Below are 15,158 nucleotides of genomic sequence, written 5' to 3' on the forward strand. Positions count from 1 at the left end.
ACCACCGTCCCACTCAACGCCAGCGGCCAGGCCTGCACCACCACAACCCTGACCACCGGCACCGTCACCGCCACCTACAACGGTGAGGACGCCTGCTTCCTCGGATCAACAGGGACCACCACCGTCACCGTCAACGAGGCATCCACCACCACCTCGGTCACGGCCACACCGAACCCGTCCGTCTGCGGACAGGCCGTCACCATCTGCGCCACCGTGACCGCCAGCCCCCCAGGATCCGGCACACCCACCGGAACAGTCACCTTCACCGGACCCGGCGGACTCAACACCACCGTCCCACTCAACGCCAGCGGCCAGGCCTGCACCACCACCACAACCCTGACCACCGGCACCGTCACCGCCACCTACAACGGTGAGGACGCCTGCTTCCTCGGCTCGGTCGGCACCACCACCGTCACCGTCAACCCGACGTCGACGACCACCTCGGTGCTCGTGACCCCGAACCCGTCGGTGTGCGGGCAGACCGTGACCGTGTGCGCCACCGTCGTGGCGAACGCGCCGGGATCGGGGACTCCGACCGGAACGGTGACCTTCACCGGACCCGGCGGACTCAACACCACCGTCCCACTCAACGCCAGCGGCCAGGCCTGCACCACCACCACAACCCTGACCACCGGAACCGTCACCGCCACCTACAACGGCGCCGCGTGCTTCCTCGCCTCCACCGGCACAGCGGCCGTGAGCGTCACCCCGGCATCGACCACGACCACGGTCACCGCGACGCCGAACCCGTCGTCGTGCGGGCAGACGGTCACCGTCTGCGCCACCGTCGTGGCCAACCCGCCGGGATCCGGCACACCCACCGGAACGGTCACCTTCACCGGACCCGGCGGACTCAACACCACCGTGGCGCTCAACGCCAGCGGCCAGGCGTGCTTCACCACGTCCACGCTGACGTCGGGGACAGTGACCGCGACCTACAACGGTGCCAGTTGCTTCCTGGGATCCGCCGGCACGGTCACCGTCACCGTCACCCCGGGTGCGACCACGACGACAGTCACCGCGACACCGAACCCGTCGTCGTGCGGGCAGACGGTCACCGTCTGCGCCACGGTCGTCGCGAACACTCCTGGCTCGGGGACCCCGACCGGAACGGTGACCTTCACCGGACCCGGCGGACTCAACACCACCGTCCCACTCAACGCCAGCGGCCAGGCCTGCACCACCACCACAACCCTCGCCACCGGGACGATCACGGCCACCTACAACGGTGCCCCGTGCTTCATGGGGTCCTCCGGCACCCGGACGGTCACCGTCAACAAGGCGTCGACCACCACGACAGTGACCGTCACGCCGAACCCGTCGACCTGCGGGCAGACCGTGACCGTGTGCGCCACCGTCGTGGCGAACGCGCCGGGATCGGGGACACCGACCGGGACGGTGACCTTCACCGGACCCGGCGGACTCAACACCACCGTCCCACTCAACGCCAGCGGCCAGGCGTGCTTCACCAGTAGCACCCTGGTCACGGGAGTCATCAACGCCACCTACAGTGGCAGCACCTGCTTCCTGGGTTCCTTCGGCACCCGCGTCGTCACCGTCACCGGAACCAATACGACGCTGACGGCCGCTCCCGCCCAGGTCCGGGTGCGCACGAACGGCACCTTCGCCATCCAGACGATGAGTGCCACGCTCAAGAACGCTGTGACAAGCGCGCCCATCCCGGGGCAGACCGTCACCTTCACCGCCAACACAGCGGTCGGGCCGGTCGTCCTCGGGTCGGCGGTCACCAACGCCAGCGGCGTGGCGACCCTCGCACCGCCGACGTTCACCGTGCCGGCGACCGTGATCACCGCGGTCACGTACACCGCGTCCTTCGCCGGAAGCGGGTGCTTCAACGCGACCTCGACCACGGCACCGCTGAGCTTCGTGGCGTTCCCCCCCATCCCCTAGCCCGCACCGCACCATCGCGGCACCACGCCACACAGCAGAAGCACCTCGGCACACCACCACGCCGGGCCGCATCCAGCGGCCCGGCGTGGCCCGTCCACGGGGGTCGAGGGGGCGCCGACCCGATCAGGGTTTCTGACGCTCTATCGTTTACCCATGCCCTCCACTGAGCTGATCCGTATCGTCTCCCGCTCCTCACCGATGGCACTGGCCCAGGTCGAGCGTGTCCGTACCGAGTTGGTCGCGCTGCGCCCCGGTATCCGTACCGAGGTGGTGCCGGTGACCACGTCCGGGGACCGGTGGATGGGCGATCTGTCGAAGCTCGGCGGCAAGGGCGCGTTCACCAAGGAGGTGGACGCCGCCCTGCTCGCGGGCGAGGCGGACCTCGCGGTGCACTGCATCAAGGATGTGCCCGCCGACCGGCCGCTGCCGCAGGGCACCGTCTTCGCCGCCTTCCTCAAGCGCGACGACATCCGTGACGCTCTTGTCCACCCCGAAGGACTCGGGCTGGACGACCTGCCCGCCGGAACCCGCATCGGCACCTCCTCGGTGCGGCGTGTGGCGCAGCTGGCCATCTCCCACCCGCATCTGGAGTGTGTGCCGATGCGGGGCAATGCCAACCGCCGACTGGACAAGCTCGAGGCGGGCGACGCCGACGCCCTCCTGCTGGCCGTCTCCGGGCTCGAGCGCATCGAGCAGACCCACCGGATCAGCGAGATCCTCTCGGTGGAGACGATGTGCCCTCCGATCGGCGCCGGGGTGCTCGGACTCCAGTGCCGCGAGGACGACACGGCCACCATCGACGCCGTGGCCGGGCTGGGCGACACCAATACCTGGCGCGAGGTCACCGCCGAGCGGATGTTCCTCCATGTCCTCCAGGGCCACTGCAACTCACCGATCGCCGGGTACGCCAAGGCCGAGCGTGACGGCCGTCTGTCTCTGCGCGCCCGGGTGTTCACTCCCGACGGCAAGACGGTCCTCGACGCCCATGAGTGGGCGGGCCCGCTCGATCCGGCGACGCTGGGCACCTCCGTGGCGGTCGCCCTGCTGCGGCAGGGGGCGCGGGAGCTCATCGACACGATCCCCCACTGATCCCCCCGGCGTGGCGGACGCCCGAGTTACTTACCCGCTCGGGTGCGGGGGTCCGGGCGCGGGCGGTGCCCGGACCCCGACCGCCCTGCCCGCCGCCTACCGGCCCGCGCCGGCTACCCGCGTCCGGGCATCTGCCAGGGCCGCGGCGTGCTCGGCCGGGGCTCCCGTTCACGGGTGCGTTCCCTCATCAAGGGAGCGGGGGGACGTCGACCGCCCATGACCGGCCCGCACACCGCCGCCAGCCCGATCGCCAGGAGTTGCGGGTCCACCAAGCGGTCGCCGGCGGGCGGATATTCCCAGTACCTCGCGCCACCGGCGGCCCACCGCCCCGGCGTGGGCATCCGCTCCTCGTCGGCACGGGCGCAGACCGCGTGGGGCGAGCACCACAGGGCCGTCGTCCCGGCGGGTACCAGCCAGTGCAGGGTGTCCGCCGCCGGGTCGGCGACGACCGGTCCCGGCTGCCCCAGTGAGGCCTGGCGCATCCAGGCGAGCAGCCGTGCGCCGATCTCTCCGCCCCGGGTGACCACGACGTCCCAGCGCGGCGGAGCGCCGACCGCGGGCTCGTACGGTGCCGCCGAACGGGCCTGGTGCCTCGTCCAGGTGCGCACCAGGCGTTTGAGCCGGGCGGTGAGTAATGCGTCCTCGATGTCGGGGTCGGTCGCCACCGACTCCCCTCCGGGTCCGAAAGCGGCATCGGACACTTCGACACGCTCCCCCGTGTTCGACTGCTCTACTGCCGTAGCGCCCGCGGCCGTTGACCACGGCACGACGCGCGGTCACCAACCGTAGGGATCCGACCACTCGGCGCACCAGAGGGGCACGGGAGCGCATCCGACGCACCCGAGCACCCAGCGGGCGCGGGAGGAGCACTGGCGTCGCGCGGCCATGAGAGGGCGGCGAAGACCACTCAGGCGGCTCCGGGCAGTTGGTCCTGGAGGACGCGGCGCAGGAACTCGTTGTTGTCCCCGGTTCGGCGCAGTCGGCTCAGGAGGAGTTCGGTGGACTGCTGGACTTCCCTGCCGCTCAGGACCCGGCGCAGGGCGCGCACGGCGACCAGTTCCTGGGGGCCGGTCAGCAACTCCTCCTTGCGGGTGCCGGAGGAGGCGACGGCCACGGCCGGGAACACGCGCCGGTCGGCCAGGGAGCGGTCCAGGTGGAGTTCCATGTTGCCGGTGCTCTTGAGCTCTTCGAAGAAGTAGTCGTCGGCGCGGGAGCCGGTCTGGACGAGGGCGGTCGCCAGGATCGTCAGCGAACCGCCGTTCTCGATGTTGCGTGCCGCGCCGAACAGGCGCTTGGGCGCGTGCACGGCGGAGGCGTCGACACCGCCGCTCAGCGTTCTGCCGCCGCCGGAGGCGATGGTGTTGTGGGCGCGGCACAGCCGGGTGATCGAGTCCAGCAGGATCACCACGTCCTCGCCGAGTTCGACGAGGCGCTTGGCCCGCTCCACGGCGAGTTCGGCGACCGCCGTGTGCTCCGCGGCCGGGCGGTCGAATGTCGAGGAGATGACCTCCGCGTCCACCGTGCGCCGCATGTCGGTGACCTCTTCGGGGCGTTCGTCGAGGAGGACGACCATGAGGCGGCACTCGGGGTGGTTGCGGGTGAGGGCTTGGGCAACGCCCTGCAGGAGGACGGTCTTCCCGGTCTTCGGCGGGGCGACGAGAAGGCCGCGCTGGCCCTTGCCGATCGGGCTGACGATGTCGATCAGCCGGGTGTCGAGCCGGCTCTGCTCGGTCTCCAGCCGCAGCCTTTCCTGGGGGTGGAGCGGGGTGAGGCCGGCGAAGTGGGGGCGCCCGGCGACGGTTTCGGGGTCGAGCCCGTTGATCCGTTCGACGTGCGCCAGTTCCGGCGTCCGTTCACCTCGGGCGCCGGGGCGTGGCTCGTTGGCCAGGCCCTCGAGCAGGTCACCGCGGCGCAGGCCATGACGGTGTATCACCTGCGCGGGGACCCGCGGGTCGCACGGGCTCGGCAGGTAGCCCCCGCTTCGGAGGAAGCCTTGCTTGCCGACGGTGTCGAGGATGCCGCAGTGGTGGGTGGGCTGGGTTGTGGTGGTCATTGGTGAATGCCTTTCGACGGCGCCTCGTCGGCGCGAGGAACGGGTGCGGTCAGGGAATGGGGAGGAGCGATTGGGGAGTTGGCGTCGTGGCGCCGAGAGCCCGCGCACGGGTGCGCGGCGGTGACGGACGGCGGGCCGGAGCGAGCCGTCCGGGATGAAGCGCAACAGGAAGGCGTGGCGCCCCTGTTGGGCGGGGAAGGAAGCGGTGGCGCCGGATGCCGGTCACGGAAGGACGGGCTGGAGCTGGAACCGCTGGACGAGACAGAACGCACCAGTACGAGCAATTGCGGCGAGAGAAGTTCATCGCCTGCTCTGTACTGAGCGCAATGTACCACGAGTACGGCGAGCGAGGCCTGAGATCCGGCGGACCGGGAAGACGGGGCCCAAGTCCGAGGCCACTCCAGGAGTCCACATCCCAGGAGTTCACATCCCAGGAGTTCACATGCTCGCCATCGTCGGAGCCGTCATCTTCGGTATCGCTTTCGTCATCAACGCCACCGGAACGGAGACGGACGCGGCCTTCACGCCGACGAGCCTTCTCCTGCTCGGGCTGGTCTGTGTGGCCCTGCACCTCGGCGGCATCGGTTCAGGCTGGGCGGCGCCCAGACGTCGGCGCCGTTGACCGCCGCTGACCCGCGTTGACGTGCCGGGCCGTGCGCGGCGCGGCTCTCCCGCCCGCACGGCCCGGTGGGCGTTACGGCAGCTGGGCATCGGCCAGCGGATCGGCCGCCTCACGGTGGAGGCGGCGGCCCAAGCGGGCCGGTGTATCCGCCGCGACCAGGGAGGCGGTGAGCAGGGCGAGCACGGTGGCCAGCCACGCCAGGGACGGCCCCAGACCGATGCGGTCGGCGACCCGCGCACCGAGAACGGGGGCGACCGCGCCGCCGAGGGCGCCCACGTTGTAGGTGAAGCCCAGGCTCGCCGCACGCAGGCGCACGGGGAAGTGGTCGCCGATGTACTTGGGCAGGAGCCCGGAGATACCGGAGCCGGTGGCCTGGAGGGCGAAGAGCAGGACCCACATCAGCGCCACGTTGCCGGAGCCCAGGGCGAAGGTCGGGAAGACGAACAGCAGGGAGAGGACCAGGCCGCCGACGTAGGTGGTCCTGGTGCCGAGCCGGTCGGCGAGGATGCCCGCCAGGCAGGATCCGGTGGCGTACCCGAGTCCCGCCCACGTCAGGGCGTTCGCGACCTGGCCGGAGTCGTAGTGCAGCACCGTCTTGAGGTAGGTGGGCAGCAGCGACTGGATCGGCCACGAGTACAGGAACGCGCTGAAGACGGTGAGCATCAGCCCGACCGCCATCGGCCACAGCCGCCCGTTGATCTGGACCGCGAACGCGATGAAGCCCGCCACGCACACCGCGATGTACAGCGGGTACAGCGGGCCCGCGTGCCCGGAGAAGATGAGGACCAGCGAGGCGGAGACGGCCACGCAGATGAGGGCGTTCGCCCCGGCCCAGCGGCGCGACAGCAGCGCCGACGCGCTGGTGCCCGCGGCGCCCTCGCGACCGCGCCGCCCGACCTCGCGTGACCACTCCCCCGCCTCCGGGAGCGACCGGCGCAGCCACAACGCCAGGGCCACGGGGAGGATCCCCGCGTAGAACAGCCAGCGCCAGCCCGCGTGCGGGACGATCAGGTCGTAGGCGCGGGCCGCCAGGACGGCGCCGATGGGGTAGGCCGACAGGAGCATGCCGCTGGCCCGGTTGCGCAGTGCCCTGGGCCAGCTCTCCATCACATAGGTGGTGCTGGAGCCGTACTCCCCGGCCATGCCGAGGCCGACGACCGCGCGGAAGCAGAACAGCGACCAGTAGCCCCAGGCGAAACCGCACATCCCTGTGCCCACGGCGTAGCAGAGGATGCTCGCGATCATGGCGGGCCGCCTGCCGAGGCGGTCGCCCATGGCTCCCAGCGCCAGTCCGCCGAGCCATCGCGAGACAAAGGCGGCGGAGACCAGGCCCGCCGCGGTGGCCAGCGACAGTCCGAATTCGTCCGCCACCTCGGTCAGCACCAGGGTGATGAGGACGAAGTCGAAGCCGTCGAGCAGATATCCCACCCATGCGGCGGCGAAGGCCTTCCACTGGCCTGCGTCGAGCTGCCGGTGCCACGGCCGCCGGTCGGGCATGGCGGAGTCCGTCACGGTCGCCTCCCAGTGCAGACATCCCGGTGCGGGATGACATAGGACGTTGGACGTCGTACCTTTCGGGACCATGGTCGCGGGCAGGAGCGGGGTCCCGGCAAGAGGGGTGACGGCACGTCGGCCGGGAATCTCCGGCCTCACTGACCGAGGATCAGGCGATGGCGCTGCACCGGCGTCTGTCGGGTGTGGGGCTCGGTTCGGTCAACGACAACGTCCTGCCGCAGGGCCGGTCACTGGGCTCATCCGATGGGCCCCGCGGGCAGCGGCTCCCGGTCCCCTTGCATGGACCGTTCACCGGCCGGACCGAAGGGGCCAGGTAGGCACGGTAGTCATGGACGCGGCCGAGGTCCGGCAGAGGGACGGTGCGCCAGTGCCGGGCGAAGACCGGTGGCCTGTCACCCTTGGAGACCAGGACGGCCACCGGCTCACCGCCTGCCGTGGCCTCGAGCCCGGCGGGCGTGATGCTCGCGTCATGGCCATAGGTCTGCCGGGAGGCGCAGCCGGTGGAGAAGCCGATCGGGATCGCCTGGGCCCCGGAGACCACGCAGGGCGGGCGGACCCCCTGCCTGCGTAGTTCGGCGGCGACGCGCTCGGTGTCGGCACGCAGCGCCCTGCTGCGCGCCGTGACATGGACGAGGGTCTGGAACTGGATCGCGACGTGAAGGCACAGCCCCAGCGCGACCAGTACGGCTGCGGCAGGGCGCAGGCGTGCGGGCAGGCCGGTCACCAGCCACACCAGGCACGTGGCCACCGGGATGGCGAGGAGGGCGTGGGCGGGGAGGAGGAAGCGCGGCGCGGCGTAGTCGATGAGGAACAGGTACGGCAGGGCCAGTGAGGCGGCGACAGGCGTCGGCAGCCAGGTCGCGGCCCGAGCGCGGGAGCGCGCGGTTGCCCACAGTCCGCCGACGACCAGCGGGGGCAGGGCGAACCACCAGGCGGCGGTGTAGCGGTGCTGCCAGGGGCCGTCGCAGGGGCGGCACAGGGTTTTGCCGGCGAGGGCGCGGGCCTGGTCGTCGAGGGCCAGGTGCCAGGTCATCCGGCCCTGGATCTCGCTGGCCCGGTGCACCCGTGCGCTGAGGCCGCCGTAGTGCGCGTATGCCTCGATCACCCAGTCGGCCCAGCCGGCGGCGAGCCCGCAGACGAGGGCCACGAGGATTACCGGATGCCGCCACCGGCGGTGCGCGACAGCCGGCACCCCCAGGGGCAGGGCGAGCCAGAAGGCGTCGAGGGGGCGCATGAGCGCGGCGAAGGCCACTGCGGCGGCGAGCCCGATCAGCGCGGGGGTGTCGCGGCGGTCGCGGGCCGCCCGCAGGAACCAGCCGACCGCCGCGAGGCAGGCCAGGGCCACCCAGAGGTTGGGCATGGCTGCGGGACCGTAGTACAGGCTCGTCCACAGACTCGCGAAGAGGGCACCCGCCAGGGTGAGCACCGCGGTGGGCAGGAGCGACCGCCACACCCGCATCGCCAGCAGGAGGGCCGCCCCGGACATGACGGCGAGGCAGACGCGGATCGCCGTAGGCGAGGAGGTGACGGCGAGGATCGGTGCGACGAGGACGGGGACGCCTCGGGCGCGGGGCGCGCTGAAGAACGCGGCGGGCACATCGGGGCTGGTCTGGCTGAGGTACACCGTCTCGTCCCAGCTGAAGGCCGTCCCTCGGCCGACCAGGAGGATCTGCGCGAGGGTGAATACCGCGGCGACGGCCGCGGGCCACACCATCGGACCGGCCGTGGCACGGCTCGAACGGGTGATCCGTGGGAGCTGTTCCTTGGAGCGTTTCGCCAGGCGCTCTGCCTGCATGGCCGACCTCGTGCGGGAGCGGGGGATCCCGGGCTCGGGAGCGCGGGCTGATCTCGTCTCCACGCTGCGGCCGGTCCCCGGCACGGGCAACTCGGTGCCGGCAGCCGGGCCAACACGGCGGGGGTGGTCTTCCTCGGCCGCTACGAGCGGCTCGGCCGCCGGCCTCGTGGTCGGCGGGGCTCAGGAGACGGCGGCCGACGGGCTGGGATCCGGGTCGGGTGCGGGACTCGTGGCGGCGGGGCCCGGGTCGCCCGCCTGCCCGGGCTCGGGGGCGTGGCCCGGCACCGGGGCGGGGGGATGGGCCGGAACGGGGGCAGGGGCCGGGTCGGGTCGGGGACCGCCGTTCCCGTTCGGCGCCTCGCCCTCGTAGGCCGCCATCGCCGCCTGTCGGCCGTCGAAGAGATGACGCAGGGCGCGGTGCAGGCGCTGGGGGTCGCGGTACACCTCGTCGGCCAGTGCGAGGCGGGCCTCGGCCTCCACCGCCGTCCAGGCCGAGCGGCTGCGCTTGTTGGCGACCTGGCGCACATCGCTGCGCAGGAAGCTCGCGCCGGCGGCGAACCCCGCGGAGATCAGTGCCAGCAGGGCCGCGGGCACACGGGCGTCCGCCGTCGCCAGACCGGTCGCGCCGGAGACGGCGGCGAGGACGGCCGCGGGGAAGCCCAGGACGATGTCGAGGCTGCCCCACATCGCCACCCTGCGGTGCGAGATCCTGCGCTGCCGCTCCGCCTCGTCGCGCAACCGCTCCAGTTCGGCCCGACGGCTCGCGGTCGTGCCGTCCGAGGATTCAGTCATGGTCCAAGAATCCCAGGACCGGGGCGTGTTGGGTGCGCCGACGGGAAGAATCGCCGGGTGTGGGTTCCCCACGCCCACGACAACGACCCTGAGACGGCGAACCCCAGAACAACGAACCCCCGAGACGGCGAACCCCAGAACAACGAACCCCCGAGACACCGAACCCCGAGAGACCGAACCCCGAGACACCGATACCCCCGAGACACCGAACGCCGGGGACACCGAACGCCGGGAACAAGGGCCTGCCCTGTCCCCGGCGTTGGGAGCTGACGCCGACTAGGGACGCCGCGGCAGGTCGTCCGGGATCACCTCGTCCGGGGTATTGGGCAGCGGCGGGGTGGTCGCGTAACGGGCGTCCGCCCGCTCACCGGGGTTGAGGTCGCGGTGCACCGCGCGGGCGACGGCCTGGATGGTGGCGACGCCGTAGTCCATCGTGGAGTTGTCGTGCGTGAGCACGGCCATCGCGTAGTCATGGCCGTTGCCGGTGAACGCGCCGATGCTGTGAACGCGCCAGCCGTGGGTGGAGCGCGGCAGCCAGCCGTTCTTCACATGCACGGTCACCGAGCTCGGGGCACCCGCCGGCACTCCCCAGCGCTGCGAGGCGACGACCTGGCTCATCAGATCGCGGGCGTAGGCACGCGAGTTGGAGGTCAGGACCGTATTGCTGGAGGTCAGTACCGACAGCAGCTTCAGCTCGTCGGTGGCCGTGATCTGGGTCAGCCCCCAGTAGCCATCGGTGCCCGGAACCGTCTGCGTCATACCCGCCAGCTGAAGGAAGCGCTTGATCCGGGTCATGCCGAGTTGCTTCCACAGGCTGGTGGTCGCGTCGTTGTCCGATTTGGTGATCATGGCCTTGCTCAGCCTCACCTCACGGGAGGTGAGGTGGCGGTGCTCGTCCATGGCCTGGCGCAGCAGCGTGCCGAGGACGGTGACCTTCACGACGCTTGCCGAGTCGTACTTCTTGGCCGCGTTGAAGGTGCACTTCGTTCCGGTGGTGCGGTCGTAGAGGGCGATGGCCGTGGTGCTCCTGCGCCCGTGCAGTGCCGTGGTGATGTCCTTGGTCAGCCGGGAGGCCAGGCCCTCCTTGTCCGAGGTGCAGACGACCTGCGGCGTGGCCGTGACCGCCGGGCTCGGTGCCGCTTCCGCCGGGGCCGCCGCCGTGAGAACCGAGACGAGCGAGCCGGTGGCGAGTGCCACCGGCAGCACGCGACGCGCGGAGCGGGATATCAGGTGTGGATGCATAGCGGTTCCGTTCTTTGATCTCGCGTTGGCCACGTCCGCCGGAACACGTCCGGGACACGCGCGGACCAACCCCCGTCGATGGTGAAGGCGCTCTCCCCCGACCCGCCGCCACCCCTGTGAATCAAACGGCAGCTTGATCGAACGCCAGCACGGATGTTGGCACACCCGCTCCACAGACCGACGACGGGGTCCTCGGGTTGTACGGAAACCGCCGGATTCAGAAGGCGCCGGGCGGTGGGGCGGTACTCGCACGGAGAACGGTCTCTGTGGGGAGGTCGACCACCCGCGGGGAACGGGTGTCCGGGCCGGCCGACAGCCCGTCAGTAGCGTCCTCGATGCCCCCCGGAGCGGTCCTCGGCCGGGGCTCGAGGGCGAGGCGGACCGCCTCGGCGCCCATGCGCTCCAGCGGGACCCGCACGGTGGTGAGCGCCGGGGCGAGCTGGGCGGCGCAGGGAATGTCGTCGAACCCCACGACGGAGATGTCGCCGGGGACGTCGAGGCCGCGCCCGCGCAGTTCCGCCAGCGCGCCCACGGCGCCGACGTCGGAGAGAGCGATCAGGGCCGTGGGGCGCGAGCGCTCGAGCAGGCGTGCCGTGGCCGCCCGGCCGCCCTCGTGGCTGAATTCCGCGAATTCGACCGCCTCCGGCCCCAGCGCCACCCCGGCCTCGTCCAGTGCCTCCCGAACGCCGAGAAGCCGGTCGAGTGAAACCCGCAGCCGCTCGGGGCCCGGGACCACTGCGAAACGGCGATGGCCCAGACCGAGCAGTGCCCGGGTGAGGTCGGCGGCGCCGCGCCGGTTGGCCGGGCGGACACTGTCGTACGAGGGACCGTGGTCGGTCAGTGCCACGACTCTTCCGCCCTCGGCCCGGTAGGCACCGAGGGCCTCGTCGAGCCGACGGGTGGCCTCCTCGTCCACATACCCGGAGGCGGCGAGCACGATGGCCCGGGCCCGCTGGGCGTGGAGCATCCGGATGTTGCGCAGCTCGAGATCGGGGTCGGCGAAGGTGCTGACCACCATGGTGAGCAGGCCGGCTTCGGCCGCGGCCTCGGAGGCGCCTCGGGTGATCACCCCGAAGTAGGGGTCGGCCACGTCGTGCAGGAGGACACCGAGGGTGGCGGTCGAGGCACGGGCCAGGGCCTGGGCCGGGGCGTAGGGCAGGTAGCCGAGCTCCTTCGCGCTGGCACGTACCCGGGCGGCGAGCACATCGCCGACGTTGCGGTCCGACCCGTTGAGCGCGCGCGAGGCGGTGGCCAGCGAGACACCTGCCCGGCGGGCCACGTCGCCCAGGGTCACTCGCACCGGTCACCTCCGCCCGCGGCCGTGTAACTGCGCGTGTCCAGCCTAGCGCGCGGCGCGGCCCTCTTGACCGGGGGTGACCGGCGGCCTACCGTCGGCCGGAAGGGATGGGAAAGCGCTTTCCCCGCATTAGTACAGCCCGAACGCACAGCCTCCCCGCACAGCCTCTCCGCACCGCCTTTCCACATAGTGTCTCCGCACATCCTTCCGTCACATCGAGCCCATGGAGCCCATGGAGCCGTCGAGCGGACCGAGCCCGTCGAGCGGATCGAGCCGTCGAGCGGATCGAGCTCATCGAGGAGGAGGTCGCATGGCCCGCACTGTGATCGGCGTGGTGATGAACGGTGTGACCGGCCGCATGGGGTACCGCCAGCATCTGGTGCGCTCGATCCTGGCCCTCCGTGCCGAGGGGGGCCTTCCGCTGCCCGACGGCCGCACGCTGTGGCCGGAGCCCATCCTGGTGGGACGCGGCGAGGACAGGCTGCGGGAGCTGGCCGAGCGTCACGGCCTCAGCCGCTGGACGACCTCCCTGGAGGAGGCGCTGGCCGACCCCGAGGCGCAGATCTACTTCGACGCCCAGGTCACGCCGGCCCGCGAGAAGGCCGTCCGCGCGGCGATCGCCGCGGGCAAGCACATCTACACGGAGAAGCCGAGTGCGCACTCGCTCACGGGTGCACTGGAGCTGGCCGGGCTGGCCCGTGACGCGGGCGTGTGCAACGGGGTCGTGCAGGACAAGCTGTTCCTGCCGGGGCTGCTCAAGCTGAGGCGGCTCGTGGACGGGGGCTTCTTCGGGCGGATCCTGTCGGTGCGCGGCGAGTTCGGCTACTGGGTCTTCGAGGGCGACTGGCAGGACGCCCAGCGCCCGTCCTGGAACTACCGCGGCGAGGACGGCGGTGGAGTCATCCTCGACATGTTCCCGCACTGGCGGTATGTGCTGGACCGGATCGTGGCCCCGGTCCGTTCGGTGTACGCGCACGCCGCCACCCATGTGCCACGCCGCCACGACGAGAACGGCAGGCCCTACAGGGCCACCGCGGACGACGCCGCGTACGGCGTCTTCGAGCTCGAGGGCGGGGTCGTGGCCCAGATCAACTCCTCCTGGACGGTGCGGGTGGACCGGGACGAGCTGGTGGAGTTCCAGATCGACGGAACCGAGGGCAGCGCGGTCGCCGGGCTGCGCGAGTGCCGTATCCAGCACCGGGCGGCCACCCCCAAGGCGGTCTGGAACCCCGACCTGCCCGCGACCGAGGACTTCCGCGCCCAGTGGCAACGGGTTCCGGACAACCAGGAGTTCGGCAACGCCTTCAAGGCGCAGTGGGAGCTGTTCCTCACCCATGTGGCGACGGGCTCCCCCTTCGGATGGGATCTGCTGGAGGGCGCCAAGGGCGTTCAGCTCGCCGAGCTGGGCCTGCGGTCCTGGCGGGAGGGGCGCCGCCTCGACGTGCCCGAGCTGGAGAGGTGACCGCGATGGCGCGGATCGTCCTGCCCGGACCGCACGGATCACGGCCGCACCGGCTCTCCCCTCCCCCGGATCTGCCGTCCTCGCCCGCCCCTTCGCGGTCCCGGATCGCCTACGCCGCGGCCCATGTCGTCGCCGCTCCACAGGGCGACAACGCCCCGGGTGCGCCCGCCGCCGTCGACTGGGACGCCACCATCGCCTTCCGCGGCCGCCTGTGGGGCCTCGGACTGGGGCGTGGCCGACGCCATGGACACCGCGCAGCGGGGCATGGGCCTGGACTGGCCGGCCACCCGTGAGCTCATCGCCCGCTCCGGTGCGGAGGCCGCGGCGGTGGGCGGCCGGCTCGCCTGCGGTGCCGGAACGGACCAGCTTTCCGGCGTGCCCGGGAGTCTCGCCGAGGTGGAGCGGGCGTACGAAGAGCAGATCGCGGTGGTCGAGGACGCGGGGGCACGGGTCGTCCTGATGGCGAGCCGTGCGCCGGCCTCGCTCGCCCGCGGCCCCGAGGACCACCTCTCGGTCCGGGCAGCTGTCGGCGCCGGTCAGACCGTGAGCACCTTCACCCCCGCCTCGGTGATCCGCGTCCGGGCCTGCGGGGAGATCGAGGCATCGGTGACGAGGAAATGGACCCGGTCCAGGCCCGCGATACGGGCGAACGCACGCCTGCCGATCTTCGTGGCGTCGGCGGCGACCACGACCCGGTGGGCCCGCTCGGCGAGCAGACGGCTGACGGCCGCCTCGTCCTCGTGATGGGCCATCAGACCGCGGTCGGGATCGAGGCCGTCCACGCCGAGGACGGCGATGTCGAGGACCACCTCGTTGAGCACTCCGATGGTCAGCGGGCCCACGAGTTCATAGGTCTGCGGTCGGGCCACGCCACCGGTGAGGACGAGTTTGATCTGCGGCCGGACCGCGAGGTCACCGGCGATGTTGAGGGCGTTGGTCACGACGGTCAGGGCGGGTGCGGTGCCCGTTGAGGGCTGGGCACCCGGCGCGGGGGCCTCACTGTGGCGCAGCGCCAGAGCACGGGCCACTTCGGTCATGGTGGTGCCGCCGTTGAGCCCCACCACGTCACCGGTGGCCACCAGATCCGCCACCGCCTGGGCGATCCGCTGTTTCTCGGGGGCGTTGCGGGAGGACTTGTAGCGCAGGGGAAGCTCGTACGACACCCCGTGGGCCACCGCCCCGCCGCGTGTGCGCACGAGCATCTGCTGGGCGGCGAGTTCGTCCAGGTCGCGCCGGATGGTCGCGGCGGAGACCTCCAGGGCCGCGGCGGCGTCCTCGACCTCCAGGCGGCCCTGCTCGGCCAGCAATTCCATCAGCGCTCCCCAGCGCTGCTGCTTGGACACTCTTCCACCGTCTCTTCCGGGGCCAGGCCGCGCGTCC

General features: G+C 71.8%; 12 protein-coding genes and 1 pseudogene. 5 read left to right on the forward strand and 8 right to left on the reverse strand.

The genetic code is table 11. The features are described 5' to 3' along the window. The coding region (locus IEY86_RS06905) for an Ig-like domain repeat protein (protein WP_229698210.1) at positions 1-1,911 on the forward strand (1,911 nt) is incomplete at its 5' end. Between the two features lie 153 nt (positions 1,912-2,064). Next, entirely contained in the window at positions 2,065-3,000 is a 936-nt protein-coding gene (hemC, locus tag IEY86_RS06910) for a hydroxymethylbilane synthase (RefSeq protein ID WP_189130642.1), read from the forward strand. A 113-nt stretch (positions 3,001-3,113) separates the two neighbouring features. Here hemC and IEY86_RS06915 read toward each other — a convergent pair whose 3' ends face one another. After that, positions 3,114-3,701: a hypothetical protein gene (locus tag IEY86_RS06915; RefSeq protein ID WP_189130643.1), complete on the reverse strand. Its 588-nt coding sequence runs from the start codon at positions 3,699-3,701 to the stop codon at positions 3,114-3,116. 206 nt (positions 3,702-3,907) lie between these two features. Next, positions 3,908-5,053 carry a transcription termination factor Rho gene (rho, locus tag IEY86_RS06920; protein WP_229698211.1) on the reverse strand — a complete coding sequence of 382 codons (1,146 nt, stop codon included), beginning with the start codon at positions 5,051-5,053 and terminating at the stop codon, positions 3,908-3,910. Between the two features lie 442 nt (positions 5,054-5,495). Here rho and IEY86_RS06925 point away from each other — a divergent pair, with 442 nt between their 5' ends. Continuing rightward, entirely contained in the window at positions 5,496-5,675 is a 180-nt protein-coding gene (locus IEY86_RS06925; protein ID WP_189130644.1) for a hypothetical protein, read from the forward strand. 72 nt (positions 5,676-5,747) lie between these two features. Here the strand turns inward: IEY86_RS06925 and IEY86_RS06930 are convergent, their stop codons facing one another. The 5 genes from IEY86_RS06930 to IEY86_RS06950 form a co-directional block, all read right to left on the reverse strand. Beyond that, positions 5,748-7,187, reverse strand: coding sequence for a sialate:H+ symport family MFS transporter (locus IEY86_RS06930; RefSeq protein ID WP_229698212.1), 1,440 nt, complete (start codon positions 7,185-7,187; stop codon positions 5,748-5,750). A 151-nt stretch (positions 7,188-7,338) separates the two neighbouring features. After that, the gene (locus tag IEY86_RS06935; protein ID WP_189130645.1) at positions 7,339-8,985 is read right to left on the reverse strand and encodes a hypothetical protein; all 1,647 of its coding nucleotides are present in this window, start codon (positions 8,983-8,985) and stop codon (positions 7,339-7,341) included. A 180-nt stretch (positions 8,986-9,165) separates the two neighbouring features. Then, entirely contained in the window at positions 9,166-9,777 is a 612-nt protein-coding gene (locus IEY86_RS06940; RefSeq protein WP_229698213.1) for a hypothetical protein, read from the reverse strand. Between the two features lie 276 nt (positions 9,778-10,053). After that, positions 10,054-11,019: a serine hydrolase gene (locus IEY86_RS06945; protein WP_189130646.1), complete on the reverse strand. Its 966-nt coding sequence runs from the start codon at positions 11,017-11,019 to the stop codon at positions 10,054-10,056. A gap of 217 nt (positions 11,020-11,236) precedes the next feature. Further along, positions 11,237-12,319 carry a LacI family DNA-binding transcriptional regulator gene (locus tag IEY86_RS06950; RefSeq protein WP_189130647.1) on the reverse strand — a complete coding sequence of 361 codons (1,083 nt, stop codon included), beginning with the start codon at positions 12,317-12,319 and terminating at the stop codon, positions 11,237-11,239. A gap of 307 nt (positions 12,320-12,626) precedes the next feature. On the opposite strand from IEY86_RS06950, the gene IEY86_RS06955 reads away from it, so the two are divergent. After that, complete coding sequence (locus IEY86_RS06955; RefSeq protein ID WP_189130648.1) at positions 12,627-13,778, forward strand: Gfo/Idh/MocA family protein; 1,152 nt, start codon at positions 12,627-12,629, stop codon at positions 13,776-13,778. Between the two features lie 5 nt (positions 13,779-13,783). After that, positions 13,784-14,294: pseudogene (locus IEY86_RS36245) on the forward strand (DUF993 family protein); the annotation flags it as partial. A gap of 20 nt (positions 14,295-14,314) precedes the next feature. On the opposite strand, the gene IEY86_RS06965 reads toward IEY86_RS36245, so the two are convergent. Next, positions 14,315-15,121, reverse strand: a complete 807-nt coding sequence (locus tag IEY86_RS06965) for a DeoR/GlpR family DNA-binding transcription regulator (protein ID WP_189130649.1) — start codon at positions 15,119-15,121, stop codon at positions 14,315-14,317. Positions 15,122-15,158: the final 37 nt, after the last annotated feature.

Origin of the sequence: Wenjunlia tyrosinilytica, assembly GCF_014646055.1 — a bacterium.
GTDB classification, from domain to species: Bacteria; Actinomycetota; Actinomycetes; order Streptomycetales; family Streptomycetaceae; genus Wenjunlia; species Wenjunlia tyrosinilytica.

Bases quoted from the DNA above. Each gene is read 5' to 3' on its own strand.
- hemC (WP_189130642.1), top strand. From the start codon at position 2,065: ATGCCCTCCACTGAGCTGATCCGTATCGTCTCCCGCTCCTCACCGATG.
- rho (WP_229698211.1), bottom strand. From the start codon at position 5,053: ATGACCACCACAACCCAGCCCACCCACCACTGCGGCATCCTCGACACC.
- IEY86_RS06925 (WP_189130644.1), top strand. From the start codon at position 5,496: ATGCTCGCCATCGTCGGAGCCGTCATCTTCGGTATCGCTTTCGTCATC.
- IEY86_RS06935 (WP_189130645.1), bottom strand. From the start codon at position 8,985: ATGCAGGCAGAGCGCCTGGCGAAACGCTCCAAGGAACAGCTCCCACGG.
- IEY86_RS06940 (WP_229698213.1), bottom strand. From the start codon at position 9,777: ATGACTGAATCCTCGGACGGCACGACCGCGAGCCGTCGGGCCGAACTG.
- IEY86_RS06945 (WP_189130646.1), bottom strand. From the start codon at position 11,019: ATGCATCCACACCTGATATCCCGCTCCGCGCGTCGCGTGCTGCCGGTG.
- IEY86_RS06955 (WP_189130648.1), top strand. From the start codon at position 12,627: ATGGCCCGCACTGTGATCGGCGTGGTGATGAACGGTGTGACCGGCCGC.